The following is a 24,529-nucleotide window of genomic DNA, read 5'->3' on the forward strand; positions in this document are numbered from 1 at the left end:
CTGTATAAACAAGTCGCTCTTATTGTGGCGAAACACCCTGTATAAGCAAGTCGCTCTTACTGTGGCGAAACACCTTGTATTATTAATTTCTTAACTTAAATTTGATAGTTTCCTATCGTTAATATTATTATACTTAAATACGTAAATTATGTCAAATATATATGTTGTACTAAGACGATATATATAAAAACTATATGTACAATCTATAATATTTCAAGCTATCCTTGGTTAAAGGATACATAGTACCAAAATATGGTCACCATCGGAAACCAATACTCTAGTAACTCTCTGATTTTATCCGAGCCACTTCTCCAGGGGATCTCCTAGGACTGAATGGAAGTATCATTATTTCCCTCCTGCTGGTCATGGCGATATAGATTACCAACCTATTTTGAGTGTTGAATATGGATATTGAAAAAATATCCGTCCACTCTTTCGCTCTTCCCTACTAGGCAGCAAGAGTAATGTACTTGAAATACTTATATCCATTTTTCAAAGTTCAAATGCTTGTACTACTTTTATATATTTAAATATGTGGGCTTATTAAAAGCTCATACATATATAAATCAAAGTTAATTAGTTATTATTTATGATAATTTCGTTTAAAAAAATATCATCATCTTCTGTTCTTAATATCTTTTTTAAAATTAAACTAACTTCTAAAGATGGAGTAATTATGCCTAGTTCATAGCTTGTATATGTACTTCGGCTTCTACCTATCTTTTTAGCTATATCCTTTTGAGTCAATCCTAATTCTTTTCTTCTCTTAATCATATTCTTCCTTATTTTAATCACTCCCTAAAAAATAGATAAAATCTATAATTAAATTATAGTCATTTTAAATGACCATGTCAATAGTTTTACCATGGAATGTTTTTATTAATGACATTAGTGGATATTAATTGTTTTAATTACTATAATCAAATTAATAGGGGAGGTCATATTATGAATAATATTTCTTTATTTAAATATAGGCTTAAAACATTAAGAAAAGAATATAAAATGACCCAAGAAAACTTAGCTGAAAAACTTGGACTTGTTCGAACTGCTATTGCAAACTATGAAACAGGAAGAACTACTCCTGATGCTGAAACATTAAGTTTAATAGCTGATATTTTTAATACCACTACTGATTATCTTTTGGGTAGAACAGATATTAGAAAACGTGTAAATAATAGTGAAAGAATAGAAAAAAAGCCCTCTATTAAAGATGAACTCTCTGAAGAAATACATAATCTATCTCCTCAAAGCCAAGAAGAAATAAAAAAACTAATTGATTTATATAAAATAAAAGATATGCAAGATAAAAATACTGAGCTTTCGGATGAAATCTCGAAGCCAGACTAAAGAAAAGTATACAGATTAGGAAAACGTTATTATTGAGTGAACTTAAGGGTAAGTAAGTGGACAAGCAATATAAATTTACATATATGCTTGAAAAGTATTATTCCGCAAGGAATATATTTTTTTAGTCCTTCCTGCGGAAAATGTTGGTGTTTATGGAAACCGATTGTAGAATTATGTCGAAAAATATTTTGTGTTGGAGTGATCTCATGGCCCAAATGTTTCCACCTTCAATAAAAGGTTTTACAAATGAAAATTATAGTGAAATAGAATTATATATGTTTTTAAAATATGCTTTACCAGACAATTATTATGTATTTTGGAATATTCGAGTTGAAAATCATTATCCTGATTTTATAATATTGGAACCTAAACTAGGCTTAATAATTCTAGAAGTAAAAGCTTGGAAGTTAGGCACTATATCAAGTGCAAATGCTAAAAACTACCATTTTAAGCCCAACAATGAAATTAAAATAAATCCACTTGAACAGGCAAGAGGTTATACTAATGACTTATCAAATTTTCTAAAAAAAGAAAAAAGACTTTGCCAATCAGATGGATTATATAAAGGTAATCTTAAATTTTGTTATACATATGGTGTTGTCTTTACAAATATAACTAAAGAAGACTTTTTAAATAGCATAATTTATGAATCTATTAACGAACGGTTTATACTGTTTAAAGATGAGATTGAACATATAGAAAATAAGCAAGATTTAAAATTGCTAAAACAAAAATTCAAAAATATGTTTGTCAAAGAAAATAGTTTCAATTTTAATCCTTTGTCTCAAGATGACATTGAACTGATTAAAAAAGTATTATATAAAGAAAACACTCTGCCAAATGATGAAAGTAGCGAAGAGGAAGAAAATATAGAAATTAAAAATTGCAAACCACCTGTTGAAGCTATACCAGTAAAAAAAGAAAAACTTAGCATAAAAAAACTTGTAATTAAAATTTTAACTATATACTGGATAATAAGTTTAATTATATTATCATTAAACTTATGCATAGGTTTATATACCGCATATAAAAAAGATATATCTAGGGCAGCTAGTAAATTCATTACAAAGTTTAACAATAAATTAGAAATATTTACTCAAAATAAAACAAATAAATATGTAGAATCAAAACCTATAATGACATTTAAAGTGGGAAGCCATCCTGGATCAAAGGGTACTTTTATCCTTATAAAAGATGGTAAAAAGCATTTAGTAAATAAAATTTTTACGGAGGGCTCCATTATTGAATTTTATAATAATAAAAAGGTTGTCATTCTTGATTCTAAATCAGATAAAAAAGAATTTAATATAGAAAATGATATCATAGATTTAGAAGTTGGAAATACTTATACAAAAATTTATCTACAAGATAAGGAACATAAATACATAAAGGATTTTAAATATGATTTTGTAAATAAGGTTATTAGTGAAATTAAAAAATAAAGGATTTTATAAGTAGTATAAAAGTTTATATTTATTGAAATTTTATTCTGAAAGGCATATATTTTTTAATCATGTTACCAAAAACATTAGTATTTATAGGAGGTGATTGTAAGGTTTTGCAGAGTATTATTGTATAGTATTTGTGTTATTTAAATTTGGGAATAATCTAGTTTTGCAAAATATTTAAAGAAGGTGGTACAGATAAAACTTAATAAACTATTGAATAAGCTTAAAATTGATTGGACTAATTTTTTTGTTGAGGAAGATTGTAGGTGCTATGATGATGAACTTAAATTTGATATCTCTTCAAAAGATTTTTTGATATTTGCAAAAGGCGATTATTATTGCTCAACTAAGCAAGGATTAACTAATGCATTGAGTAATGCTAAAAGAGCAATAGATTGTCAAGTTGATTGGATAATTAGTTATTTAGGTTATGATTATTTGAAATTTAATGATGCAACTTATCCTAATATAGATAATATCATTAATGAATATGAATCAGTTTAAAAAACCTGATAATTAAAACAAATATTCTTATAATAATATTATTCTTTTACTAGAATACTTTATAAATAATGATGATATCTCATAATTTACTAATACGAAAAAGAAGGGAGAATTATAATGAAGGAATCTATAGCATTTAGGCCTAGAGCAAGATTAATGTCCCAATTAGGGGAACAGCTAATAAAAGATGAAAATATTGCAGTTTTAGAACTAATTAAAAATTCTTATGATGCTGATGCCAAAAATGTTCAAATCACTATGGAAAATTTAGATAATCCATCGTCTACCATAATTATTATAGAAGATAATGGAGACGGAATGTCTTTAGATATAGTGAAAAACTGTTGGATGGAGCCAGGTACTGATAATAAAGAAAAAAAATTAAAATATATGATAGAAAACAATGTACGAAGTAAACTAAATAGATTACCTATGGGTGAAAAAGGGATTGGAAGATTTGGTGTTCACAAATTAGGAAATAAAATCACATTAATAACTCGTTCTGAAAATAATAATGAAGTTTATTTACAAATTGATTGGACAATTTTTAATTCCAATCAATACCTAGAAGACATTCCAATTGAAATAGTAGAGCGTAAACCTACACAACAATTTTTAAAAAATAGTTCTACAGGAACTAAAATTATTATTGAAAAGTTAAAAACCTCTTGGACTAGAGGAAAAGTAAGGGAATTATATCGTTCAATTAATTCTCTAAACTCCCCTTTTAAATCCCTTGACTCATTTAATGTTGTTTTTAATATCGATAAAAAAGATTGGTTAAAAGGATTAATAGAATATGATGATATTAAGGATTATGCTTTATTTAAAGCTAAAATGACATTATCAGGTGATAAGATAAAAGATTATAAATATTATTTTATGCCCTGGAAATCAATGACAAAACTCGATAAAAGACCTAATCTAGTTCCTGAAATTAATATGATAAACGAAGTTAGAAGAAACGCAAAAAATGGTAAAAGAAGAAAGGAACTAGAACCAATAGATTTATCTAAACATAAAATAGGAGACATCGAAATAGAGTTATTAGGTTTTGACTTAGATTCTTCTATTTTAAAAATGGGAGTAAAAGATATACAAGGTTTAAAAGCTTACTTAAATACGAATGGAGGAATATTTGTATATCGTGATAATATCAGAATATATTCATCTGGTGAAAATGACTGGTTAGGATTAGGAGCAAGCCGTGTTAATGCTCCCGGAGATAAAATAAGTAATAATCTAATACTAGGCAGCGTTAATATAAATCGTAATGGAAGCTCAGATTTAAAAGAAAAAACAAACAGAGAAGGTTTTATTGAAGATGCTGCTTATAATACATTTAAAGAAGCCGTTCTTTTTGCAGTAAAAAAATTTGAACGAGATCGTGCCCAAGATAAACAATATTTAAGGAAGTATTATGGAGCTACATCAAAATCCGAACCTGTAATAGCAGAAGTATCATTACTCAAACAAAAAGTTGAAGAAAAAATTGTAGATAAAAATTTAAAAAAAGAAATTTTTGGGTGCTTAAATAATATTGAAAAAGATTATAAACATATTACTGAGGTTTATCAGAAAAGTTCAAGCGCAGGATTAAGTATGAGTGTAGTTTTACATGAAATAGATAAAATTATTTCTGAACTTGAATATGCAATCATTGCTGAACAAACATCAGATCATATAAAACTCCTAGTCAAGCGTTTAAGTACTTTAACTGATGGCTATGCATCAGTTGTTAAATCCAAATCAATAAAAATTTTTGATCTAAAGAAAATGATAACTCAAGCATTATTTATGGTAGATTTTAGACTATCTGCTCATGAAATTACAGTTGATAAACAGTACATAAACAATAAAACCGATTTTAAAATAAAAGGTAACGAAAGTCTTATTATAAGTAGTATCATTAATATTATAGATAATTCGATATGGTGGCTTAATTATGCTAAAATACCCAACAAAAAGATTTTTTTCGATATTACTCGTGATATTACTGGATATATAAGTATAATCATTGCTGATAATGGCAAAGGATTTACAATACCTACTGACATAGTGACAAAACCCTTTATAACTGACAAACCAAGTGGTATGGGATTGGGCCTTCATCTAGCTAGCGAATTAATGAAACAACATGGCGGGCAACTTTTCTTTCCAGAATTTGATGATTTACAATTACCAAATGAGTATAAACAAGGAGCACTAATAGCCCTTTCTTTTAAGGAGGATTAAAATGCAGGAAAATATCATTGATAAAGTATTCATAATAGATGATAAATATGAAGAAGTTTTACCCGTTATTCAAGCACTAGCTAAAAAAGGTATACCTACAATTTATTGGAATGGAAATGTAGATACTAAACCAGAGTATCCTTTAAGTGGGATAAGATTAGTAATCTTAGATATGCGCTTTTCATTTGTCACTGACTCACACACTATAAATACTAATCTTTTTAATTTATTAAAAAATGCTATTAGTTATGAAAATGGACCATATATATTATTTATATGGAGTAAACACGACAATGAATATTTAGAAGATTTTAGGGCTGATCTTCGAAAAGAATCTGAAATTCCACAACCATATTTAATTGTCAATATGGAAAAAAATAAATTTATGAAAACTATATCTGAAAAAAATGAAATATATGAAGAAATAGCTAGTACGCTGAATACTGCAAATAATATAGAAATAAAAAAAGAGATTCTTGATATATTGGAAAATGTAGGCTTGAGTGATAGCATAGAACGCATTAAGACTAAAGAAAATGCTGTTGAAGAATTAATGGATACTTTAGATGAGAAGTTAAAAGAAGCTAATGCATTATATATTCTTCTCATATGGGAAAGTCTAGTAAGAACATCTGCTAGTAAGTTAGTTAATGATATTGCCAGTTTTTCTGAATTTGATGAAACTTGGGACAATAATATTAAAACATTAATTCAACATTTAGCTTTAGCTAATGCTGGAAAAGCTTTAGGTGAAACAGCTAAAGAATATATTATTAATGCTATGTCTTCTCTAAATCATATGCTTCCTGATGAATTATGGAATCAAATAATGGGACAACATATAGATGAAAATAATTTTAGTTTTATTAATGAACCTTCAATAATAAAAGAAATAGATAATAATATATACTCAATTTCAAAAACAAATACAAAGTTTATTATTAAAGAAAATAATTCTGATTATACTTCATTTAGAAGTTTATCCCAAATAAATGAAGGTGCAGATAAACAGTTATGTGAAGAATTATACAACCTCTATTTAGTCTTTTTAGCCAATAGCAACTCTAAATTATTATGTGAAAAAGTAAATTCTAATTGTATTAAAAAACCTGGAGGTCTGTATAAAATTGATAACCCTGAATTTTCAGGTGAATTAATTAATTCTATATTTAAAAATAATGCAAATATTAATACAGATAATATTTCTTTAATAAAATTAGATATATCCTCTTCTTGTGATTATGCTCAAGACAAGCTTAAAAGGATACGTATATTATGGGGACTCATGATTGATCAGAGTTGTTTCTCTTATATTAATAATACCGAAGACATATATTGTACACCAATAATAAAAACTAATGATAAAATTGTTAAGCTGGTGTTTAATTTTCACTATATTTCAAATGAATCTAAAGATATTTTAGAACAATCAGAAAAACTTTTTTCGTTTAGAGAATTACTCTTGACAGAAATAAAACATAAACTTTCTACTTATATATCAAGAGTGGGGATAATAAATTTATAATAATATTTCTTATTTATTGTAATAATGGTAATCCATGATAAGGTATAGATCATTAAATCTAGAATCTATACCTTATCTAAATATGATTGTCAAAGCTTCCTTTATTTTTTCTGCTATCTTCTCGGCCATTAATGGTGGAACTGCATTACCTATCTGCCTAAAAGCTGCCGTCCTACCTCCTTCAAAATAATAACTATCTGGAAAAGATTGAATTCTTGCTGCTTCTCTTATAGATAAAGATCTATTTTGTAATATATCCGGGTGTATATAATAATGCCCATCTTTTGATATATGAGCAACTATCGTATGAGATATATCATTATATGGAACAACTTTAAACCTATCAAGAAAACTTTTAGTATTTTTATGTTTGATTAAATATTCTGGTAATTCATTGTATTTCAATTTTCTTTTCTCTTCATTCCATATATCTACACATGTTTTATATATTTCCAAATCAATATCCCTATGTGGTCTCGCTTCATGCTGAATTAATATATCATCTTTATTCCTTATTTTCAACTCTGTCAAACATTCATTAATTCCAGACGTATATTTATAATCTTCAATTTTTTCACCTGCATTTATAAAGGGTAGATCATCAAATAAATCTTTTATTGTCCATTTCTGTTCTTCAGCTGTAAATATAGGATAAGAAAATTCAATATCACTTTTCCATCCAATTAGAATTACTCTCTCTCTAGATTGAATAACTCCAAAATCTTTAGCATTAAGTATCTTATATTCTATATTGTATCCGCACATTAACATTTCTTTTTTTATTTGCTTGAAAATTTGACCATTTTTTGCTGATAAAATACCTCTTACATTTTCAAACACAAACACTTTAGGTTTATATATTTCAAGAATTTTTATATAATATTTGTATAAATAAGTTCTTGGATCATCCTCAACTTTCAATTTATTTCTAGCTCTACCAGCCACTGAAAAGCTTTGACAAGGTGGTCCTCCTATAACAACATGTATTGGCTTATTGTTCCTTAATTTATCTATTTGTTCAATAATATTTTGTAATGTTTCTTCAGAAATTTCCTGGCATATTACTCTGTCTAAAATTTCATTAGGAATATACTTTATTAAATCTTCTCTTGAAATATTATTCATCAAATATTCTTTATATATATCTAGCTTGTCCTTTTCTAGTAAATAATAAAATATCTCTCTAGTTTGTAATGTTGTAGCAGCCCATTTATCCATTTCCACATGGGCAACGATATTAAATTCTTCTCTTCTAAAACCTTCCGATAACCCTCCCGCGCCAGCAAAGAGATCTATAACATTCATTTATAAATCACCTCTTCTTTTTCCAGGATAACAGTTTTTGATAATAAAGTCAATAAGAACTCGTTATTTCCATATCATGTAAGCAACCAACGTTGCTAATATTTTTTGATAGTCTATATCAACCCCTGATACCTCAATTCACTATCTATATCCACATCCATTTCATGAATAGAGTTATAAATACAAGCTTTTAAATATCCAATCTTATTTCTAATCTCTTTCTCTCTACTAGCTTCCTTGAATTTATTTACAGCATGTTCTATTATAAAGAAGTTAAGCTTATCCATATCTTTTTTCAGCATCTCCACAGGGATAATACTATCACCAATATTTATCCTTTTTTTATTTTCAATATCTAAATATAATAAACGTATTGCATGAGCAACAGCAACTTGATATTTTTCATCTATGCCTTGAAGTTCACAATTTATAATTGTTCTTTTGTAATCTTCTATTAGATGCGTAGATATGTTATCTATCTGTCCATCTGTTTTTATTTCATCACTATTTATAGACTGACTGATAGACTTATACTCAGTGTCATTAATATTAGTATTATTTATATCAGTATCATTCGGTGAAAAATCTTTACAGTCCTGACTGAAAGATTCTTTCATTCCTGACTGTAAATTATTTTCACTCCCGACTGAAATTTTTTTACACTCCATTTTAGTATTGTTATCATCTACTTCAGGACTTCCTTCTTCCTCTTTTTTATGGTTCTTGAGTTTTTCATTTTTTATATTTATTACCGTCAAATATATACGATTAGGTCTATTTGCTCCTTGCCTTTCTTCTTCCATCAAACCAGCCCCTATAAGTTGCTTAATTGCTTTTCGTAATGTAGGTTGACTACAACCTAACAATTCAGACATATCTTCTCTTGTAAATATCAAATATACCTCACCTTTTTCATTTATCCATCCATTAGACATACTGAGCTCGTGTCTATCACGTAATAATGAATATAAAATCCTAGCATCATTTGAAAGATTTTTAAACTCTCCTTCAAACAAAAATTTAGGCATTTGATAAAATCTATTATTATTAACATCATTAACCGTATATCTAACTCTATTCATCATCTTAATTCCCCCTCAATATTTTTGGATACAAAAAGAGACACTCGAAGGGGTGTCTCTAACTTTACATTAATATTTAAATAAGATCATAAGGTCTCATGTTCAACAATATATTCACTTAAAATTGATTCCCATGTTTTTTCATTAATATTGCTATCAAATAAATTTAATGAAGATTTGTTAAAATATAGGCCTCTGTTTCCTGATAAAATTCTTCTTACATTTTGCATTTCTCCTTTTTCTATCAACTGCACTATTACATCAATTTTTATGTCATCTACAAGCTTTAAAGAATTAACTAATTCAGTAATTTCATAAGGTTTTGTTCCTCCACACAATACTTTAACATCCCCAATCCCAAAAACTTTAAGATTTTTTTCTTTCAATATCCCTATATCTACAATAGCAAAATTATAGCCCATATCAATTGGAACACTACTATCTAAAAAATAATCTACTCCTTTATAAGAAAAGTAATTGTCAACAATAGGGATATTGGGAAAAAAGTATGAATGTATCTGCAAAAGATGATTCCTATCATTAGCTTCTGTATAAGAAACTTTAGCTCCTATTTTTGCTAAAAAATTAGCCATATTTATAGCAGTAGTTGTTGTACCAACCCTATTCATAGCCCCAGCAACCATAATTTTTACATTTTCTTGTGAAAAAGAATACTTTGAAAAATTTTCTACCTGCACATCTTTATTTATGGTTTTTAAAATATAATCTCTACTCATTCCTTGAGGGCTCATACAAATCCTTATCTCTTCTTGAATTCCATCTATTGTATCAGAAGTAACTATATTATAACACTCCGTTTCAGTTATAAGCCTATTTAGCAAACCATTATCTCCATTTTCTGCAAACAAAATAAGTCTAGTATTATACATAGTTTTAAATGCTATTATTGCTTCAATGATATCTTCTGGAGCATCATTCAAAGCAGCTAAATCTATAGCTACATAAGAATATAAATCTAAATTTTTCATATCATATATGATAAAATTTTTTAAGATAAATTCTCCTGAAAGTTTTTTTACTAGCATACCTGTTTCTTCTGTAAGAAAATCAAACAATCCTATATTCTCATTACTAGTTAAATATAAAAGCAAACTTTTCCCTCCTTCATTATCTCCCAATAATCCAAAATGGACCTCCTGCATCTACTCCTTTCCTTGCTTCATTCAAAATAATTGATAAGTCCCATTCTTGTTCACTTCTTTTTATGCTTATGGGATCTGCTACTAGAATTTTACCTTCTTGAGTTATTCCTCTAAGTACAATAAAATGTCCCGTACTTGTGAAATGTCCTTCTCCCATAATAGCAATAATCAATTTCTCATTTGAAAGTGCATCTATAATTTTTTCAGTTTCAGATGCTTTAGCACCTTCCACTTTTAATCCAAAATGTTTTGCTCCATTAGGAATTAAGCTATGATAGGAACCTGCTCCTTCACAATAATATCCATTCTTATAAGACCAATTGCACACTTCAACAGGATTAACAGTTTTATCACTTAAAGTAGAAACAACCATAGCAAGTGAAGTTGGACCACAACCAGATCTACCAATGGTACCAGTTTTCCCATAAGGTATATCTTTCCACCTACTGTCAGCTTGATTATAATAAACTATATCTATAGAGCTATCTTGAAATTCATAAGAACTAAAATCAAATTCAGAACTATAAATATAATCTTCATCTTCAATATCTATTGATTGCTCATATCCATATTCATTTCGAACATCTTTTACATATTCTAATTCTTCTTCAGAAAAGTATTGTTCAATAACTTCAAAAGGACTAGACAAAATATAAAAAATTGTAACGAAAATCAAAAATTTAACAACGAAAATCGATGTCATAGTAATAATTTTTCTCTCTCTTGCTTCTTCCTCTATTAATGAATTTATTTTAAACACCTCCCCAGAAAAGGCCTTCTAAAATCGTTTATAATGTCATTTACATATGGCGATATACCAATAGCATTGGCACAGAACAAAATGGCTTATAAAGAGCAAATATTAAGCAAAACTATACATTCTCTTTATAAGCCTATAAAAATATTAACTAATTAATTGATTTTACTCCTTTTCACAAAATTTTTCTTATCTTCCTCCTGCTGTTCCCATATATTCAAATTTATATTCAGGAATTTCAAAATCAACAGATAATCTTTTTGAGCCAATAAACATTAAAGCAGTTCCTCTTTTTTTAGCTGCAATAAGTTCCTCTTCTGCTTCCGTTAAATTATATAAATCTTTTGTTTCTTGTAAATTTTTCCCGTCTGTACCCATTATAATTTTATATGTTGCTAAATCTAGTAATGCTTGTCCGTACATTTTAACCTTTGGATCCAAAAAGTCTACTACACTATGACTAGCTACGACAATACTTCCCTCACTTTTTCTAACTCCTTTTGCTGCATTTCTTAAAAATGCAATAGATTGAGGATTCTCAGGATCAATCATTAGATAGGCTTCATCACAAAAAAGCATTACTTTTTCAACAGGATCTTTTGTGATTTCTTCCCAAGCCCATTGTAATATACTAAAATATTGTGTAGTAATAATATTTTTGGGAGAATTCTGTAAATCTTTTGTATCTAAACAAATGCATTTAGAATTTGCAGAAATTGTTGTATAGCCATTCCATAAAAAAGAATCACTACCAAAAGCTATATCTTTTAATAAAAGAGCTAAATCCTCATAGTCTTTCTTATAAGGATTTTCCTGCTTTGACTTTTCATATATTTGGTTATGAAGATCTTTCATAATAGGAAAATCTTCATTATTAAGCAATGATATATCCGTATCCCAAAATATATTGAATTCATTGTACAGCTCTATTATTTCTCTTTTCAAAATAGCCATTTGCCTATCTGTCAATGATGGAATATAAAGCTTAAAGAACACTTCTAAATTTTTAATATAAAGTGCCATATCTCCCATGCCTTGACCTTCATCTTCATATAACTTCTCTGTTTCATTTTCATCATCTCTTGGAGAAGTTCTAATTTGAAGAGGATTTAACATTCCTTTGCTTCCACCTCCACAATTGATCCAGTCTCCTTCTAACTTGTGTGTTAATTCTTTAAATTCTCTATGTGGATCAATAAAAATAACTTTAGTCCCCTTCATATATTCCGATAATGCTATATGCTTTAAGGCTGTAGATTTTCCTACTCCAGGAACGCCCATAAATGTAATATTGGAATTTGTCCTATCTCCTTCTCTCTTCCAAAGATCTAATATAATTAGTCCTCCTAAACTGTCTTTTGCAAAATAATATCCTGTTTTATCGGTATATCCTACTCTAGCAAAAGGAAAACCGCCGATAAAAGTTGACAAAGGAACTACCTTATTAATTATTGTTTCAACTCTTTCCTCAGTTGTATAAAATGGTGACAATTGTTTAAATCCTTCTTTTTGCAAATTAGCAAGATTTCTAATTCTACATTTTGCTACAGAAGCAGTACCTTTAACTTTCTTGTCTGTCTTTTCAAACACTTCATCATCAGTAGCAATTGGCATTATTGTCACTCCCATAAGTCCAACACTTTCATCTTCTTGATCAATTCTAATCAATGTTTTTTCTGCATCTTCAGCTGCTTTTTCTGCTCTTGTACGTGTTAAAGAATCTTTTGTAGTATTTGCTAATCCTTTATTTCTACTTATACTCCTTGATAAATTCTCCAAAAAAACCCCACTATCTATTGGTTTAAAACTAATAGAACATATTGTATTGGGAATATTAGTTATTCTAGATAGCCATCCATATCTTACACTTTGCGGGTACTTTACTATCCCGTACATCTTTCCTGTATTCTCTCCTATAGTCAAAGTATTTCTCGTAAAATTCATTCCTATAGGAGATATGATGTTTAAAAGTGTATTATTAATTGAAATAGTTTCTTTACTTTTTTTCTTCATCTTTTTTCTCCTTTTATTTTTAATTTAATAAAGGAAAGGAACCGTAGTATTAAAAGTCTCATCCTCACTATTTATATAAGCAGGATTATTGACTAAATTACAAAGTCTATAGATTCCTTTTTCTCTTAAAATTTCAGCTGCTATTTCACATGTATTAAATGCTGAAACAAGGTCATTCCCTCGTTTTAACAATTCCTTTTCTGAATCCTCTTCATAATCTTCCCATAAAATAAAATAGAATTGTCTCTCCACAGCTTCACCATTTAATGAATAATCACTTACTGATAAAATTTCCTTTCTCAATAACTCTTTTTGCTTTTGATTTGTTGTTGTTGCTAAAATCTCTTGATACTCACTAATAAGAGGAGAAATATCAACAGGCCTTGACACTGCAAGGAACTTTAATTCTTTCTGTATTCCTGAAGTTTGTGATGTAAGTATCTTGGCAAGGGATTTCTGTTCTTTTTTAGAAAGCAAATTAATATCAATTGGACTAACTTTAATATATAGGATTGTCTTGTTATCTCTTGTATATAGAAATTTATCTTTTATATCCTTTACATTCACAAAGTCCTGAACTATTTCATTTTCTTGTTTATCTTTTTTTGTTTTTAAGTTAGCATTATGATTTAAAAAATAAAGAACACTTCCTCCTCCCAATAAAGTTAATATTAAAGTAATAATTGGCCTAATAAGCTCTTTCATATCATTATTTTCCTCCCTCTTTTACCGAATATGGAAAATAAAAAGAGAAACTATTTGTATAGTTTCTCTTTTTATTGATATTGTTTTTTACCAACCTAACTTTTCTAGAGCATTTATTATTAATGTTATTGCCTCAGCTCTAGTTATCTTATTATTTAACCTTAATGTTTTATCTCCATATCCATCTATTATATTTGCTATTTTAACATTATCTAAATTTGCAGTATCTTTATATTCTTTTAAATTGATATAATCTACTTCTTCAACTCTTTCTAACATAGTAGTTAGAAGTTCCGCAACTTCAAATCTATTTATTTCTTCCCTAGTTTCTCCTTTATTAAACATTTTATCTATTATTTTTTTATTTTCGTATTCTTTTAGATAAGGTTTGTACCAATCTGCTCCTTCATTTTCAACTATATTGTCCAGTTCTTTATATAATGAGGTTTGACCTGTTGGGACTGCTCCAAATAATCTTCCTACCATAGTATATAATTCAGCACGTGAAATAGTATTGTTAGGCTTTAATGTTGTATTACCTTCTTTATCTGTATAGCCTTCAACCATAGCTAAACCATTTGCTCTATCTGTTGTCGATGCATACCATTCACTACCTTTTATATCACTAAAGTTAGGCTGTTTTACAGCAAAAGCTGCTACATATCCTTCAACATCTTTGTATGTTTCTATTTTATCTTTATCTATTTTAGTTGCTAATGCAACCCATTTTTCTTTTTCTTTATTCCATTCATAAAATCTTGGAGATAGTCCCTTTTCGTTCATAATATAAACTTTATCTTCTTGTAGTTCATATGTTGCTTTAGAATTTTCGATTAATATGGGCTCGGGTGATAATACTTCGTGCCCTTTCCATCTTGCCACAAATTCATTTAAGGATATGTTTTTTAATTCAGGTTTACTTGTTTCAGATTTGTTTTCGTCTTCTTCCTTATTATTATCTATATCGTCTTTTATTCTAATATTTTCTTCATTTGGTATAATTACTTTATTTAGTCGATCTTGTAGTTCTTTAATTTTTTTATTAAGTTCATCCTTTTTTTCACTTCCTGGAAGTTTTTCTACCAAATCTCTTGCTTCGTCTATTTTTGCTTGTGCTTTTTCTTTATTTTCTTTAGTAGGATGTTCTTCAGCTACTTTTACCTTTTTCTCTGCTTCTTGTACCGCCTTTTCTGCTTCTTTCCATCCTCCCCAATTCATATCTAATTTGTATGTGAAAGTAACCTTTTTCACACTATCAGCAGGTTTTAACCATATTGTTACTACTGGGGTACTTATTAATTTGCATCCTGATATTTCTGGTGCTGTAATAACCTGCACCCCTAATCCTAAATTTTTCTTTTGAATAGTTTTAATAGATTTTCCTTTTTCATCAACTGCAATTATTATAATTTCTCCTTCGGTAGGTAAAGTTTTATCTATATTGGTAATCGTTACTGTCTTTTCTACCCTATTCCCAGCTTCATCTTCGGCTATAAAAGTAAATGACCCATTCTCTGTAAATGTATACTCTGTCTTATTTAATGTTCCTTTATCTACTGTTGCATAAACCGTTATATCTTCATTAGTTGGTTCAGTTTCATAGGGTTCTATAGTAATTACTGGTGGGACTTTATCTATATTAGTTATCTCTATCGTTTCTTCTGTTTCATTTCCTGCATTATCTCTTGCTATAAAATTATAACTACCATTTTCAGTTACTATATAAGTTGTTCTTTCCTCTGTAACTTTAGTCCCATCTGGTAATACTATTTCCTTTATTCCACTCCCCTCATCTGTGGCTATTATTGTTAGTATTATATCTTTATTTGTAGGAACAAGGGTTGACTGGGTAATACTTATATCAAATTTCTTATCTTTTTCTAGCATAGTACCTTCTCCAAAACTAAATACTGGAGTTAAAATACTTATTAATATTATACAAACTAATAAAATACTTACTTTTCGTTTAGACATATAATTCTCCTTTCCTAATTTAATAATTAATAAGTTGGGGCATATGCCCCAACTCTCTTTAAATTATTCTCCTACAATTATCTTGAGTATTGGTCTTACTTTATCTATATTAGTTATCTCTACTATTTCCTCTGTTATGTTTCCTGCTTCATCTGTTGCGATAAAAGTAAAACTACCATTTTCCGTGAATATATATTCTGTCTCATTTAATGTTCCTTTATCTGTACTTACTTTAACTGTTATATCTTTATTAGTCCATTCTTTTGTGTAATCATCTACCGTAATCACTGGTGGTACCTTGTCTATATTTGTTATTTCTATTACTTCCTCTGTTTCATTTCCTGCATTATCTCTTGCTATAAAAGTATAACTACCATTCTCACTTACTATAAATTCAGCTGATTCCTCTTCTATCTTAGTTTCATCTGGCAAAATTATTTCTTTGATTCCGCTACCTTCATCAGTAGCTTTAATAGTTATAGTTACGTCTTGATTTGTTGGATTAATTGTGCTTGGCACGAGTTCTAAAATAGGTTTTTGTTTATCAATGTTCTTAATCTCTACATAACCTACTGTTTCATTCAATGCATTATCGTATACTTTAAATTGATAGTTTCCATTTTCACTTACTATAAATTCAGTTGATTCTTTCTCTACCTTAGTCCCGTCTGGCAACACTATTTCCTTTATGCCACTTAAATCATCACTTGTTTCTACCGTTATAACAATGTCCTGATTTGTAGGTTCATCAGTATTTACTATAATAGTTACATCATCATTATCTGCTAATGCCATTATAGAATTATAGGGCATTACCACAATACTTAATATTAAAGCTAATCCCAATACTTTAGCCATTTTTAGCTTTTTCATTTTTAAATTCCTCCCTAAACTTTAATTTTATTAATATAAAAAAGACGGGAAAATTCCGCCCAATAGTTAAGTTAAGTTTATTTTCCAACTATTATTTTCATAGTTGGAGAAGTTTTATCTATTTTTATAGTCCTTGAAATCTCATTAGACTTTCCACCCTTGTCATCTTCAACCCATATTTTTAAAGTATATATACCTTGTGGTATACTACTATCAATGGGTATACTATTTGAAAAACTTTGACTGCTTCCATTTGCTGTTATTGTTTGTAAAGTTTTATTAGTATGTGTTGATATCCCATTAATTGTATATTTTACACTTAAAGTATCACCATTATCAACATCTTTTACGGAACCAGATACGTTTATTGCTTTTTCCTTACCAAAATAATCATTTTCTCCTGGATTACTTAAAGTTAAAGTTGGATTATTATTTACTAAGCCTTTCCTTACATACCAGTAGTCTCCTTGTAGACCATCTGAAGGATATTGATTTATTGTACCTGTAACAGTACCAACAAAAGAGCCTTTTCGAGGAGTAATTATATCGCATTTCCTTATTGTCTCGTAATAATAATCAAAATCTCCATCACTATGTCTAGTTGCAAAAGAATATTTTTGAACTTTAGTTGAAGTCACATAATAATAATTACCACTAATGTCTGCCCAAAATACCCGTTCACCATTTGTGCCTTGATAGCCTTCGGTACTTGAAAAATAGTAATCTCTATAAAGATAGATAGAATAATTACTGCTATTTTTCTTTAATAAATCTCCGTCATTAACAGATCTATCATTATCATATCTTATTAGATTGTACTTTTCATAATAATACAAAGGTTCACTAGCCTGTGCAGTACCTATACTACCAAAGACCATCATACTAACCATTACCAAGGTTAAAATCACCTTACCAAACGGTATTTTCATTTCACTACCTCCTCATTCTTTGCAAAGTATTTAAAATTTTGCCATGTATTCTGATTTCACTTTTAATCTTATTTTCATTGGCGGTAAGTGTTCCCAGCCAAACGATAGCGGAACTTCAAGATTGATAAATGTTTCCGCTGAAAATTTATCATTAGATTTTAAAGGTGAGTTGATTATTTCAACTTTAAGATTTGATAATTTATACTCATACTCTGAATCTATTTTTTTTACATGATAACCCCCATCTTTTTCTAGTCCTAATAAATCATCAAGCTTCTTATATACATCTCCTGTATCAATATTCTCTTTCCATTCTTCTTCATTTTCATCATATTTATATCCTGCTGAATATGCTTCTCTTGATGAGCTATATACATTCTCGTAGTTTTCCGTACTAACAGATATTACTGCTGATTGAACTGCATCTCTAACCCCTTTTGCAATAATTTGTAATCTCATATATTCAGAAACTCCAGCTAATACAATTAAAGCTATTAACAATATTGATACTATTAGTATAAACATCCCTCCCTCCTTTTCTCTTAGCTTGTTTTTAAATATTTTCGTCATTTCCAATACACCTCCGACTTTCCAGAAGCTTTACCTACAAGAGGTATTGAAAAAGAACCAAAATCCCCAAATAAACCAATATCATAATTTACCTTTGCTATCACTAATATGTCACCATCTAACTGTATTTTTTTCTCTGAAAAAGTATCTGCTTCCCATATAACCTCTTCAGGAGTAATTCCTAAATTTTTTGATATTTCACTGCAATCTATATCAATTTCACCTTTTATTTGTGCTTGCCTTAATGCTTCACTTGCAAATTGATTTAATTGATTTTTAAGAATAAAAGCTGGAACTACCTTTGTTATTGTGGCAAGAACAAGTACCATAACTAAAACAAAAACGGCAACATCTATGTAACCGTCTCCTCTCTTTTCTCTCATCTTTCTTATTATCCTTTTCATGAAAACAACCCCTTAGCTCCTTGAGAAATTGCTACTACAAAGACAACAACATAAATCAATATCATACATCCAAGCATCAATAGAGAATATTTTCTAATCTTCCCAGGTCTTTTAGCAGCTTCTTGCTTAAGTTTTTGTAATTCTAATTGTTTAAAATCATGAGAAAGCATCTGAAAATATACTACAGCATTGTCCCCTCTTATCACAGCAATAAGACCTTTTATTACATCAGAAAGCATAGGACTTTGAATCCTTGTTTCAAATCGCGTTAAAGCTGTTTCATAATTTCCTGTCTTCATGTCAGCAGTAGTTATATCCAATTCGTCTTTAAGCATTTGTCCTGCATTTTGTTTATAATTTTCTAATATGAAAAGTATGTCTCTCGTAGATTTCAAATTTTGCTCTATGTCTCTTGTAAATTTAGGCAGTTCATTCTCTATCTTTTCCCTTTTTATTTTTATCTTCTCCTCTGGAAAACGTACTTCTTTAAAATATATTCTTAATCCTACTACAAGTAATATTGGAAACATGACTGGAAAAACAAATAAAAAGGGAATCCCAAATAATACTGGAATTCCTGCTTTTATTATAGTAGAAGCAATATGTTTTTCAGGTGTTTTATTTATACCTGCTGTTTTAAGTTGAGATTGTAACTTTTTTCTTTTGTACTCATTTAATTTTATATACTTCGATAGTCTTTCAGCCACACCATCTAAATATATATCTATATTTTTTGCTTTGGCTGATCCTTTTCCTAAAGAAAGTATTCCTTTAGATGTTTGTATAGTTGGAACTTTAACAATTTCTGAAATTAAAAGGTACAATCCAAAAGCAAAAAATATAGACGATAAAAGCATTATTGTATACATTTTAATCCTCCTTTTACTATGCTTTATACTCTATTGGTCTTGTATGTTTTATAACACCTCCTAGAGATATAAACACTACCAAAACACATACAGCTAAAGCTGCCTTTCCCCAGATAGTAGTAACAAGTATTTTATACCAATCTTTATTTAGCATTTTAATTATAGGAATATTTGAAAAAAGAAGAATCGCCATAGTAATATATTCTTTCATAGGTTCATACAACATAGTATCAAGTTCTGCTGATACAACTCTTTCATCAGAAAGTTTCTGAACTATAGGAACTAATGTATATTTTAAATTCTTATTATCCATACATGAAATTAAGACATCACACCATTCTTGAAAAACTTCATTATGAATTTTAGGTTTTATATTTTTTATAGCAAGTTTAGTATTCGAAGTAATTAACTTGGTTTGTGAAAGAAAAAAGCTAAAAACTTCTGATACCGGAGGATTTAAATAATCTATATTTTCTTCTACAGCTTGTATAATATTCTCACTTCTCAAATACGAAGTAGTTATAGTAGATAGTGCTGATTCCAACTCCTCATTTGTTTCCTTCTGGTAAGAATGAGAAGTATAAATAATATACCAAAAAGGTAAAAGTGCTAGTCCTATAGCTAATACAGGGACTAGAAATATGTTCCCAACAGAAAGTGAAAAAACTACTCCTATAATAAAAAATATTATTGAAGCTATCCATAATACATTCATCTTTTCACTCCTACCTGTTATTTCTAATATTGTTTTAGCTTCGTTTACAACTTTTCTAATCCCTCTATCTTCAGTACTATTTATCTGGTTTATTTTTTCTTTTATAGTTAATTTCTTTTCCTTATTTAAAAAGCTAGCCAAATCATCTGTAAAATCAAAAAAAGACAGGTTAAGAAGAATAAAGCCACCTGTCGTGAAAGCTATAAAAGATATTATACTCAAGAAAGTACTCAATCTCTTCCCTCCTATGATACAATTTTTTGTAAAACACTTTTTTGCATACCATTTTCCAATAGCCTTTTCTGAAGCCCTAGAGAAATATTGTTTACTTTCTCAAACTGTCCAATAACTTTCTTTTTTCCATCAACTTCTATTACATCTTCTACATTATACTTATATAATGTATTAATTTTTCTATCTCCATTAGACAATATTTCACATTCTGTTATCTCCATAATTTTTCTTGACTTATCTTCTAGTCTCCTTGTGAATACTATTATAGGAAAAGCTTCAGTCACTAATGTATAAAGTGTTTCATCTTTCATGTCATATTTTTGCTTACATAAAGTTATAAATCTTCTGTAAGTAGCTTCACATGAATTTGAATGAACTGTTGAAAGCACTCCATGACCAGTTCTAGCTGCTTCTTGAGCTGCAAAAGCTTCAGCAGACTTCATTTCCCCTACAACTATTATATCTGGGTTTGATGTAAGCGCATACTCTAAAAGTTTTTCCTGATCAACAACTTCCTTTGGGTTTTCACTTTCTTTTGTTACTGTATGAACTACAGAATTAGTAATTTTCCCATATTTATCTCGTCTAATTAAATTAAACTCTCTAACATTGTTTTCTATTGTATATATCCTTTTATCGTCAGGGATGGTAGAAAGAATAGCATCAAGCAATGTTGTCTTGCCAGAAGTAGTAGCTCCTGCAACACATATACTGATACCATATCTTGATAAATCAGCTAATATATTAAACATTTCTTCCGTAGCAGTTCCAAGTCTTACAAAATCGTCTATCTTTAATTTTTTAGGATTAACTAACCTTATGGATGCAACGACTCCTATCTCATCATCAATTACAGGAGGACAAAAAGCAGTAATCCTTATATTTCCTGCAATATGTCCCCTTACAACAGGATTTGCATAATCAAGTACCATACCTGAATTTTGCAATAATCTCCTAACAACATCAAGAGCATGACCAGGAGATAAAAACTTCTCTTCTGGAGAAACTTCATCTCCATTAGAAAAAGTTATTTTTATATCCTCCCATGAATTTATATTAATTTCTTCAATATCTTTAGAGAATAAATATGGTGTTAAAAATGAGAATTCTGCCATTTCAGCATAAAGTTTTTCTATCAATTGCTCTGTTGTATATTCTTCAACTGAAATATTATAATCCATCAAATACTTTGAAATGTACATTTTTAATTGCTTTTCTTGAGTTTTCTTATTTTTTGAAATAACTACTGCATATTTTGAAGAAATATATTCTTGTACATCTTTGAGTACTTCCTGAAAAGATTTTTCATTTGACTTAAAAAACAATTCAGCTTTATTCAATACTTATTACCTCCTGTATTATTTCTTTTATTATTCTTTCATAATCTTTTCCTTCCTTCGAATTCAAATCATTAAATAAGCATCCTTCAGTATATTGTCTCTCAATCTCATCTATATGCTGAAGATATATTCCATTTCCTTTTATTGCACTGTTTATAGTATCTTGAGCTTGATAGTCTTTAACATTAGAAACTACCTTTAAATGATTATCAAGCTGAAATCGTTGATCTATTAATAAAGGTAGTACCGATTGAAAATATGAAATTCCTTTGAAATCTGCTGTTGATAGCCTTATAACCTTATCGGCTATTTCAAGGCTACAAATTGTTAATATACTCTCTGTTATTATACTGGAACAATCTATTACAATATAATCTGCCAAATGTCTCATTAAAATCAATAGATCTACAACCCTTTCTTTTGTATACTCAGCATAAGTCAAAGAATTTTCTCCTTTCATATAACCTAAAAAAGCTATATATGAATTATTCTTGATTGGCGTAATGCAATTCTCCAATATAACTTCTTGATCTATATTTGGAGAAGTCAGTACCTTTCCTATAGATTGTTCTTTTTTCTCTAAAGTAGGGAAAAAAACAGGTATTGAAGGACAAAAAACATCATCAAAAACAACTATAACATTCTTTTTTCTTGCTGCAAGTTCCTTTGCTATTTTCACACTTGTCACAGTCTTTCCACTACTAGGACTACCCCATACTGCTATAATTTGATTTTCCTTTTTATATTGACTATTCTTCTGAATCTTGCCTTTCTCCTTCAATTTCGGCATTAGTATTTTGGGTAAATTCAACTTTGGTATCTGCATCTTCTTCAACTTCTCCACTATTCTCCCCTCCCTGTTTTATAGATTGAATATATTCATCTTGAATTTGTAAATATTTTTCTTTTTCTAATCCCCTGTAAACTAATGCAAGGTGAATATTTCCACTTTGTTCACACATAATAAGTTTTTCAGCTTGTACATCTCCTACGATAAGAGTTACCGTAGCTGGAAGTTCTTCCTCTTCTTCTTTTTCAATATCCCTTTCTTCCTTATCTGCTCCTTCTTTGGTAGTTACTGCCAATACTTCAACATATCTTAATTCAGGAACAATAGAAGTACTCTTATCCTCATTGGTAGATATTACAGATACAATATCTCCTGGTTTCAATTTTCCCGATAGACCAGCTGCAAAGTTTTTAATTGTAATTGATACAGCCATTTTATCTTCACCTAGATCGTATAAATATGAATCTATATTGGATTTTACATTTGAAATTTTAGAAGATAGAAAATAATCATCTTTATATATATTCTCTTTTGCATATTTCCCAACAACATCATCTGACTTTTTTATTACACTTCCAGGTAAATTATATCCTCCTACTTTTATCTTGATAACTTTATCCGAAGTTATCTTTTCACCTTTCTTTATATCTTTACCAGCTCGTACTATCTCAACTTGACTTTTCATAGCATTACTCAGCAAAGGAGTAATACCAAAGCTTATTACAAGAGCTAATACAATACTTGCTATTCCTAAAACAGTTCTATTTTTTAGAAATTTTTTTGCCAAAATATCATCCTCCTATCAAATCAAAAGTGATATAAAACACCCTATGGTCAAATATGGGGCCATAGGGATTGTATCTTTTCTATTTCTTTTAAAAACAACAGTTACAAATATAGCTAGAAACTGTCCTACGATTAAAGCTATGGTTCCCTTCATCAGTCCTAGAAAAAAGCCTATAGCAGCTACTAATTTAATATCACCTCCTCCTATACTATTTTCATCAAACAAAACTGCCATTATAAACGGTATTGGAAGAACAAAAAAACCTATGAGAGATTGAAATAAACTGAAATCATAAAGCAAAGAAGATATCATGATTATCACATGAACTTTATCAGGAATAATCCTTTTTTTTAAATCTTCATATCCTGCATATACCAAAGTTATCGTAAAAATCAAGTTTTTTAATGCTAACATACTACTTTAATTCATCTAAAGATTTATATTCATACTTTTTTTGGGATTTTGCAAAATTTATCATATTGCAAATTTGATTATAAGCCGATAAATTTGTAGTATCTTTTACAAAAAACATAATGCTACCTCCAATAGAAGTTAAAAAAACAACAGAGCAAAGCACTATATTTTTAGTAATAAAATAAATAAAAACATCAATCAGTGTTGATATCCCAACAGTAATCAATGTTTTTATAGCTTCATCTTTTCCAAATCCATCCCAATATTCATTTTTTTCCTTTAATCCCATAGGTATATATAAATCATATTTATCTTCTTCCATAATCAAACCTCCCCCTACCCAAAATAGTATATAGCAATATCTTTTAACTGCCATACACTTTCAGCAAGTATATAAAAAATAAGTGTATTCCTCATCCTTCTTTTATATACTTCTATTTCTTCATTGTGAGTAGCCTTCACAAAGCAATATGCTATACGGGCACCTACTCCTGCCCGTACAAGCCAAATTAGAACATTAGATAATTCTACAAGTGTATCCATGTT

The 24,529-nt window shown here is 28.9% G+C and carries 25 protein-coding genes; 5 read left to right on the plus strand and 20 right to left on the minus strand.

The features are described from left to right. Positions 1–576: 576 nt before the first annotated feature. A complete protein-coding gene (locus BUA21_RS02630; RefSeq protein ID WP_327198028.1) occupies positions 577–795 on the minus strand; it encodes a helix-turn-helix transcriptional regulator in 219 nt (72 codons plus the stop codon). 150 nt (positions 796–945) lie between these two features. Between BUA21_RS02630 and BUA21_RS02635 the strand changes: the two genes are divergently transcribed. The 5 genes from BUA21_RS02635 (at position 946) to BUA21_RS02655 (ending at position 7,059) form a co-directional block, all read left to right on the plus strand. Beyond that, positions 946–1,347 (plus strand): helix-turn-helix domain-containing protein, encoded by a 402-nt coding sequence (locus BUA21_RS02635; RefSeq protein WP_072743123.1) that lies wholly within the window; start codon positions 946–948, stop codon positions 1,345–1,347. Between the two features lie 206 nt (positions 1,348–1,553). Next, complete coding sequence (locus tag BUA21_RS02640) at positions 1,554–2,789, plus strand: nuclease-related domain-containing protein (protein ID WP_072743124.1); 1,236 nt, start codon at positions 1,554–1,556, stop codon at positions 2,787–2,789. A 219-nt stretch (positions 2,790–3,008) separates the two neighbouring features. After that, the gene (locus tag BUA21_RS02645) at positions 3,009–3,299 is read left to right on the plus strand and encodes a hypothetical protein (protein WP_072743125.1); all 291 of its coding nucleotides are present in this window, start codon (positions 3,009–3,011) and stop codon (positions 3,297–3,299) included. A gap of 117 nt (positions 3,300–3,416) precedes the next feature. Next, positions 3,417–5,534: an ATP-binding protein gene (locus BUA21_RS02650; RefSeq protein WP_072743126.1), complete on the plus strand. Its 2,118-nt coding sequence runs from the start codon at positions 3,417–3,419 to the stop codon at positions 5,532–5,534. A gap of 1 nt (position 5,535) precedes the next feature. Then, entirely contained in the window at positions 5,536–7,059 is a 1,524-nt protein-coding gene (locus tag BUA21_RS02655; RefSeq protein ID WP_072743127.1) for a YggN family protein, read from the plus strand. Positions 7,060–7,131: 72 nt separating this feature from the next. Here the strand turns inward: BUA21_RS02655 and BUA21_RS02660 are convergent, their stop codons facing one another. The 19 genes from BUA21_RS02660 to BUA21_RS02750 form a co-directional block, all read right to left on the minus strand. Next, positions 7,132–8,364, minus strand: coding sequence for a DNA cytosine methyltransferase (locus tag BUA21_RS02660; protein WP_072743128.1), 1,233 nt, complete (start codon positions 8,362–8,364; stop codon positions 7,132–7,134). A gap of 113 nt (positions 8,365–8,477) precedes the next feature. Next, the gene (locus BUA21_RS02665; RefSeq protein ID WP_072743129.1) at positions 8,478–9,449 is read right to left on the minus strand and encodes a replication initiator protein A; all 972 of its coding nucleotides are present in this window, start codon (positions 9,447–9,449) and stop codon (positions 8,478–8,480) included. Between the two features lie 83 nt (positions 9,450–9,532). Continuing rightward, the gene (locus BUA21_RS02670; RefSeq protein ID WP_072743427.1) at positions 9,533–10,558 is read right to left on the minus strand and encodes a hypothetical protein; all 1,026 of its coding nucleotides are present in this window, start codon (positions 10,556–10,558) and stop codon (positions 9,533–9,535) included. 16 nt (positions 10,559–10,574) lie between these two features. Further along, positions 10,575–11,369 (minus strand): C39 family peptidase, encoded by a 795-nt coding sequence (locus tag BUA21_RS02675; protein ID WP_072743130.1) that lies wholly within the window; start codon positions 11,367–11,369, stop codon positions 10,575–10,577. A gap of 186 nt (positions 11,370–11,555) precedes the next feature. Next, on the minus strand, positions 11,556–13,379 hold the full coding sequence (locus BUA21_RS02680; RefSeq protein WP_072743131.1) for a VirB4 family type IV secretion system protein: 1,824 nt from the start codon (positions 13,377–13,379) through the stop codon (positions 11,556–11,558). A 24-nt stretch (positions 13,380–13,403) separates the two neighbouring features. Continuing rightward, the gene (locus BUA21_RS02685) at positions 13,404–14,084 is read right to left on the minus strand and encodes a lipocalin/fatty acid-binding family protein (RefSeq protein ID WP_072743132.1); all 681 of its coding nucleotides are present in this window, start codon (positions 14,082–14,084) and stop codon (positions 13,404–13,406) included. Positions 14,085–14,171: 87 nt separating this feature from the next. Then, entirely contained in the window at positions 14,172–16,058 is a 1,887-nt protein-coding gene (locus BUA21_RS02690) for an S-layer homology domain-containing protein (RefSeq protein ID WP_072743133.1), read from the minus strand. Positions 16,059–16,121: 63 nt separating this feature from the next. Continuing rightward, the gene (locus BUA21_RS02695) at positions 16,122–16,931 is read right to left on the minus strand and encodes a hypothetical protein (RefSeq protein WP_072743134.1); all 810 of its coding nucleotides are present in this window, start codon (positions 16,929–16,931) and stop codon (positions 16,122–16,124) included. 77 nt (positions 16,932–17,008) lie between these two features. Next, a complete protein-coding gene (locus BUA21_RS02700; protein WP_072743135.1) occupies positions 17,009–17,860 on the minus strand; it encodes a hypothetical protein in 852 nt (283 codons plus the stop codon). A gap of 30 nt (positions 17,861–17,890) precedes the next feature. Continuing rightward, positions 17,891–18,430, minus strand: coding sequence for a hypothetical protein (locus BUA21_RS02705; RefSeq protein ID WP_084604111.1), 540 nt, complete (start codon positions 18,428–18,430; stop codon positions 17,891–17,893). Continuing rightward, positions 18,427–18,834, minus strand: coding sequence for a DUF4320 family protein (locus BUA21_RS02710; RefSeq protein WP_084604112.1), 408 nt, complete (start codon positions 18,832–18,834; stop codon positions 18,427–18,429). The genes BUA21_RS02705 and BUA21_RS02710 overlap by 4 nt, the downstream gene beginning before the upstream one ends. After that, positions 18,831–19,703: a secretion protein F gene (locus BUA21_RS02715; protein ID WP_072743137.1), complete on the minus strand. Its 873-nt coding sequence runs from the start codon at positions 19,701–19,703 to the stop codon at positions 18,831–18,833. Before BUA21_RS02715 ends, BUA21_RS02710 begins: the two co-directional genes overlap by 4 nt. A gap of 16 nt (positions 19,704–19,719) precedes the next feature. Beyond that, on the minus strand, positions 19,720–20,652 hold the full coding sequence (locus tag BUA21_RS02720; RefSeq protein WP_072743138.1) for a type II secretion system F family protein: 933 nt from the start codon (positions 20,650–20,652) through the stop codon (positions 19,720–19,722). Between the two features lie 11 nt (positions 20,653–20,663). Continuing rightward, entirely contained in the window at positions 20,664–21,992 is a 1,329-nt protein-coding gene (locus BUA21_RS02725; protein ID WP_072743139.1) for an ATPase, T2SS/T4P/T4SS family, read from the minus strand. Further along, a complete protein-coding gene (locus tag BUA21_RS02730) occupies positions 21,985–22,836 on the minus strand; it encodes an AAA family ATPase (protein ID WP_200796497.1) in 852 nt (283 codons plus the stop codon). The genes BUA21_RS02725 and BUA21_RS02730 overlap by 8 nt, the downstream gene beginning before the upstream one ends. Then, on the minus strand, positions 22,742–23,569 hold the full coding sequence (cpaB, locus tag BUA21_RS02735) for a Flp pilus assembly protein CpaB (RefSeq protein ID WP_072743140.1): 828 nt from the start codon (positions 23,567–23,569) through the stop codon (positions 22,742–22,744). Before cpaB ends, BUA21_RS02730 begins: the two co-directional genes overlap by 95 nt. Before the next feature lie 15 nt (positions 23,570–23,584). Next, positions 23,585–23,983, minus strand: coding sequence for a prepilin peptidase (locus tag BUA21_RS02740; RefSeq protein WP_072743141.1), 399 nt, complete (start codon positions 23,981–23,983; stop codon positions 23,585–23,587). A 1-nt stretch (position 23,984) separates the two neighbouring features. Further along, positions 23,985–24,305, minus strand: coding sequence for a hypothetical protein (locus BUA21_RS02745; RefSeq protein WP_072743142.1), 321 nt, complete (start codon positions 24,303–24,305; stop codon positions 23,985–23,987). 14 nt (positions 24,306–24,319) lie between these two features. Next, positions 24,320–24,526, minus strand: coding sequence for a mercury transporter (locus BUA21_RS02750; protein WP_072743143.1), 207 nt, complete (start codon positions 24,524–24,526; stop codon positions 24,320–24,322). Positions 24,527–24,529 lie beyond the last annotated feature (3 nt).

The organism is Sporanaerobacter acetigenes DSM 13106 (genome assembly GCF_900130025.1).
GTDB lineage: Bacteria > Bacillota > Clostridia > Tissierellales > Sporanaerobacteraceae > Sporanaerobacter > Sporanaerobacter acetigenes.

Coding starts and splice junctions, on each gene's coding strand:
- BUA21_RS02655 (WP_072743127.1), top strand. CDS start 5,536: ATGCAGGAAAATATCATTGATAAAGTATTCATAATAGATGATAAATAT.
- BUA21_RS02700 (WP_072743135.1), bottom strand. CDS start 17,860: ATGAAAATACCGTTTGGTAAGGTGATTTTAACCTTGGTAATGGTTAGT.
- BUA21_RS02640 (WP_072743124.1), top strand. CDS start 1,554: ATGGCCCAAATGTTTCCACCTTCAATAAAAGGTTTTACAAATGAAAAT.
- BUA21_RS02635 (WP_072743123.1), top strand. CDS start 946: ATGAATAATATTTCTTTATTTAAATATAGGCTTAAAACATTAAGAAAA.
- BUA21_RS02665 (WP_072743129.1), bottom strand. CDS start 9,449: ATGATGAATAGAGTTAGATATACGGTTAATGATGTTAATAATAATAGA.
- BUA21_RS02690 (WP_072743133.1), bottom strand. CDS start 16,058: ATGTCTAAACGAAAAGTAAGTATTTTATTAGTTTGTATAATATTAATA.
- BUA21_RS02750 (WP_072743143.1), bottom strand. CDS start 24,526: ATGGATACACTTGTAGAATTATCTAATGTTCTAATTTGGCTTGTACGG.
- BUA21_RS02715 (WP_072743137.1), bottom strand. CDS start 19,703: ATGTATACAATAATGCTTTTATCGTCTATATTTTTTGCTTTTGGATTG.
- BUA21_RS02705 (WP_084604111.1), bottom strand. CDS start 18,430: ATGACGAAAATATTTAAAAACAAGCTAAGAGAAAAGGAGGGAGGGATG.
- BUA21_RS02740 (WP_072743141.1), bottom strand. CDS start 23,983: ATGTTAGCATTAAAAAACTTGATTTTTACGATAACTTTGGTATATGCA.
- BUA21_RS02745 (WP_072743142.1), bottom strand. CDS start 24,305: ATGGAAGAAGATAAATATGATTTATATATACCTATGGGATTAAAGGAA.
- BUA21_RS02710 (WP_084604112.1), bottom strand. CDS start 18,834: ATGAAAAGGATAATAAGAAAGATGAGAGAAAAGAGAGGAGACGGTTAC.
- BUA21_RS02695 (WP_072743134.1), bottom strand. CDS start 16,931: ATGAAAAAGCTAAAAATGGCTAAAGTATTGGGATTAGCTTTAATATTA.
- BUA21_RS02685 (WP_072743132.1), bottom strand. CDS start 14,084: ATGAAAGAGCTTATTAGGCCAATTATTACTTTAATATTAACTTTATTG.
- BUA21_RS02650 (WP_072743126.1), top strand. CDS start 3,417: ATGAAGGAATCTATAGCATTTAGGCCTAGAGCAAGATTAATGTCCCAA.
- BUA21_RS02680 (WP_072743131.1), bottom strand. CDS start 13,379: ATGAAGAAAAAAAGTAAAGAAACTATTTCAATTAATAATACACTTTTA.
- BUA21_RS02660 (WP_072743128.1), bottom strand. CDS start 8,364: ATGAATGTTATAGATCTCTTTGCTGGCGCGGGAGGGTTATCGGAAGGT.